This window comes from Humidesulfovibrio sp. (assembly GCF_035560995.1).
Taxonomy (GTDB): domain Bacteria; phylum Desulfobacterota; class Desulfovibrionia; order Desulfovibrionales; family Desulfovibrionaceae; genus Humidesulfovibrio.
Genome location: NZ_DATMYK010000289.1, coordinates 1 through 4,318 on the forward strand (window position 1 = coordinate 1; position 4,318 = coordinate 4,318).

Sequence of the window (4,318 nt, forward strand, 5' to 3'; positions counted from 1 at the left end):
CCAAGGACGGCTCCAGCGTCCACGTCAAGAGCTTCATGCGCGCTGTGCTCGCCCTCGGGCACCAGATCGAGCACGTGAACATCTTCTCGGACCTGTCGCTGCCACGCGGCAAGGCCGCGCCGGGACAGGCCGCAAGCAGGCCGGCCGGCGTGCTCTGGACGCGGCTCCGGGAAGCGAAGCTGTTCTGCCTCAATTTCCTGCACCTGTGCCGGGAATTCCCCCTGCTGGCCTTCGGCAGGTACGAGGGCATGATCGTCCGCTGCGACCAGCTGGCCTTCACCCCGGTGCTCCTCGCCCGGCTGTTCGGCATCCCGCTGCTGCTCGAGGTGAACAGCTCCATGTGTTACGAGCAGGAAGCCATGCTGGGCAAACCCCAGTTCTCCCGCATCTCCAAGTATATCGAGCGGAGCATCTGGCGCCTCGCGCCAAGAATCGCCACCGTGAGCGCGGAGCTGAAAGGCCTGCTGGCGCAGCAGGGAATCGCGGCGGATAAAATCACCGTGGTCCCAAACGGGGTGGACACCGCCGAATTCTCCCCGCGCCCCAGGGACGCCGCCAGCGCTGCCACCCTCGGCATCGCGGACAACGACTTCGTGGTCGGCTTCTCCGGGTCGCTTCAGGTGTGGCACGGGACGGAGTACCTGCTGGACATCGTCGGCGCCCTGGCGGCGCGCAACCCGGGCCACCGCTACAAGGGCCTCATCCTTGGCGACGGGCAGATGCGCCACGCCCTGGAAGAGGAGATCGACAGCCGGGGGCTGCGCAAACAGGTACTCATGTGCGGGGCCGTGGCCCACAGCGAGATGCCGCGCTACCTCTCCCTGTTCGACGTGGCCCTGGCGCCCTATCCCAGAATGGACAGGCTCTGCTTCTCCCCCCTCAAGGTGTTCGAATATCTCGCCATGGGCATCCCGACCATCGGCAGCGACCAGGGGCAGCTGCGCGAGCTTCTGCTGCCGGGCCGCACGGGAGCGCTGGTCAGCCCCGGCGATGTCGACGGCTTTGTGGAGGCCATCGAACGCGTGGCCAACGACAAGGCTTTGCACGCCCGCCTGAGCGCGGGCGCACGGGAGCTTGTCTGCACCTCGTACACCTGGGACATCGTCGCCCGCAGCTCCCTTGCCCTGCTCGCGGCGGCTGCCCGCTGAACCGGCGCAAAAGCGCTCAACCCCAGGTCCGACCATGAAGATACTCTTTCTGCTGAACAACCTCGGAATCGGCGGCGCCGAGCGGCAGACCATAAGCCTGCTGAACAACCTGCCGCAGGGCGCGGCGGACATTACACTGGGGTACTTGAAGGACAACAGCGCCCTCGGCGAGACGGTGGACCCCACCCGGGTGCGGCGCATCGTGTGCTTCGACAAGAGCAGGCGCGTGGACTTCAAAATGCTGCACAGGCTGGCGGCCTTTCTCCGGCTGGAGCGGTTCGACACCGTGGTCTGCGTGGAGGAACACCCGCTGTTCTATGTGCTGCTGGCAAAGTTCGCTGCGCCCGCGCGCATCATCGTAATCCTGCACCGGGGCACCCCGCCGGACCGCTACGAGCGGATGAAGCGCGTCTTCTACCGCCAGCTCATCCGCCTGTGCGACACGGTGGTGTTCGTGTGCCGGCACCAGATGGAGCTGTGGCTGGGAAGCCCCGCGCCGCCTTCGGAAAAGTATGTGGCCATCCACAACGGCATCGACACGGCGGTCTTCGACAGCAGCAGCGTGGCCAGCGGCCAGGTGATGACGCGCAAAAGCTGCGGCATCGGCGAAGGGGACTTCGTGGTGGGCGTTTGCGCGGCCATGCGCAAGGAAAAGAACCACCTGGAGCTGATCCTCGCCCTGCGGGCCATGCGCCAGCATGGCGTTCCGGCGGTGCTGGTGGCCATAGGCGACGGTCCGGAGCGGGAGGCCGTCCTTTCGGCCGCCGCCGCCCACGGGGTGGGGCACATGATCCATGTCACAGGTTTTTTGAAGCACGTGGCCCCGGCCATCGCCATGTGCGACTGCATGGCGCTCACCTCCTCCAGCGGCGAGGCCTTCTCCCTGTCCATCCTGGAGTCCATGGCCATGGGCAAGCTCGTGGTGGCTTCCGAGGTCGGCGGCGTACGCGAGCAGATCACCCACGGCGTGGACGGCTACATCTACGCACCCGGAAATGTGGCCGAACTCGTCAAAAAGCTGGAGGGCGTCTGGCGTTCGAAATCCAGCCGGGCCATGGGCGAACGGGCGCGGAACAAGGTGCGCGAATGCTTCAGCGTGGAGCGCATGGTGCGGCGGTACAGCCTGCTGCTCGGCATAGCGGATTGAGCGTCCAAAACGGACCGGAAATGAACGGAGAGGTGGTGGAGTGAAGACTGATCGCGGCGGCGTTCGCCTGTTCCTTGTGCTGTTGCTGACCCTTTTGGCCTGCCCCTCGCCTGCCCCGGCCTTCAAGCGCTCCGACCTGCAGATCGACGGCGGAGCCACGGACCAGGAGCGCCTGGCGCTCATCAAGAATTTCCGGCCCACATCCTTCCATGTGTACAGCAGCACCAACGTGCGGCCAAAGTCCCCGCCGCCCTGGCTCAGCGCGCTGCCGCCCTGGGTCGGGGACTATTCCCTGGCCAATTTCTGCAAGGCCCAGGGCCTGCAGCTCCAGGCCTCCCTGCACATGGCCCTGCGCCAGAACAACTACCAAAGCGCTGAGGTGCGCATCGGCATCGACGGGACTCCCCTGTGGAATCCCCTGGTGATGCCGGGGGCCGGCACCGCGGCCGAGCAGCGCCTGGGCATGAGCTACGCCTCGCAAGGCTTCAAGCTGGCCCTCATCGAGAACGTCAAAAGCGGCATCGACCAGGGCGTCCGCACCTTCGAGTTCCAGGACACCACCGCGGACTACTACTCCGACTTCAGCGACCTGAGCGTGCGGAAATTCCAGGCCGCCCTGCAAGGCGATCCCCGGCTGCGCACGCACCGCGACAAGCTCCTGGCCCAGAACCTCAGCCTGGGAAGCTTCAACGTCCGGTCCTACGCCTTCCAGCGGACCAGCGGCTCGCAGCTTGAGCGGCAGCGGCAATTCCTGTGGACCCAGCAGGGCGACGTGAGCCGGGCCTGGCTGGAGTTCTGCTTCCTGCAGATGACCGACCTGCTCTCGGAGGTCATCGGCGTGGGCAAGGCCTACGGCGCGGCCAAGGGCGTGGAGGTCGGCTTCCTTCTGCACTTCCTGTACCCCCGCGAAATCGACATCCGCTTCCTTTCCCTGTTCGACGGGCTGTGGGTGGAGAGCCCGTACAACGAATTCGCCGCCGCGGCCAGAACGCAGGGGCTCAAGGGCCTGGCCGTGGACCGCTACTATCCGCCCAGCGGCATCGCCGGGGCCGCGGCCATGGTGGTCGCCGGGTTCGACGAACGCAACACGCCCATGTGGATCCCCTGGGGCGTGGCCTATCCCGAGCTGGCCTACAAGCGGGGCGCCGCGGCCACCTTGTACAGCATCTGGCTGGCCGAAATTTACGCCAGTTCCGGCACGGCCCTGCTGCATACCTCGTTTCAGCCGCGCGAGTACGCCGAGCCCGCCAAGCAGGGCCAGATCAGCGCCCTGGACCCCACGCGCTTCAGCCCTGCCCGGCCCCTTGCCGGCCCCTGGCGCACCCCTCAGGGCGCAGGGATCTTCACCCGCTTCGTACGCGAGAACGCCCGGCTTTACGACGGCAACCGGCCCGCGGCCAGCGTGCTGCTGCTGAAGCCCGCCAGCGCCTACCACATGGGCGCAGGCCCGGAGAACATCTACGGCTGGGCGGAACTGCTGGCCGACGCCCACGTACCCTACGCGGTGCGGCTGGACGGCGTTGGCCCGGAGCGGACCACCCGGCTCGCACCGGAGAAACTCGCCCCCTTCGCCTCGGTCATCGCCTTGGGCTTGTGCCGCGCCTTCTCCGACGAGCAGGTGCGCAGGTTGGGCACCTGGGCGGCCCTGCCGGGAAAGACCCTGTTTGTGGAGGACGGACGCGAGGTCTGGGCGGCGCGGTTCAAGGCCGTGTTCGGCGGGCAGCTCCTGGCCCCCATCCAGACCGTGGAGGATCTGGGCGCGGCCTACCAGAACAATGGCCGGGCCGACGCCACCGTGGCCAGAGCCGCAGCCCTGTTCCCCTCCTTCCTGGAAACCAGCCTGAACAAGAACTGCCTGGTGCGGGTGGAGAAAAACACATTCAACGGCAAACCTTCCCTGGTCGTGCACATCGTGAACCGCAACTACAACTGGGAGGCCGACTCCGTGACGCCGCAGCGCAACGTCACCCTCACCCTGCGCTCCAGCGGGCTGGGCCTGGCCAAGGGCATGCAGGCCGACTTC

The 4,318-nt window shown here is 66.9% G+C and carries 3 protein-coding genes; all 3 read left to right on the forward strand.

The window, feature by feature from the left end; all coding sequences use genetic code 11:
* Positions 1 to 1,148, forward strand: a 1,148-nt coding sequence (locus VN419_RS11295; protein WP_325647331.1) for a glycosyltransferase family 4 protein, incomplete at its 5' end; no start/stop codon positions are given.
* Positions 1,149 to 1,182: 34 nt separating this feature from the next.
* Positions 1,183 to 2,295: a glycosyltransferase family 4 protein gene (locus VN419_RS11300; protein ID WP_325647332.1), complete on the forward strand. Its 1,113-nt coding sequence runs from the start codon at positions 1,183 to 1,185 to the stop codon at positions 2,293 to 2,295.
* Between the two features lie 40 nt (positions 2,296 to 2,335).
* The coding region (locus VN419_RS11305; protein ID WP_325647333.1) for a hypothetical protein at positions 2,336 to 4,318 on the forward strand (1,983 nt) is incomplete at its 3' end.

Excerpts from the sequence above, each read along its gene's own strand:
- VN419_RS11300 (WP_325647332.1), top strand. The coding sequence starts at position 1,183 with ATGAAGATACTCTTTCTGCTGAACAACCTCGGAATCGGCGGCGCCGAG.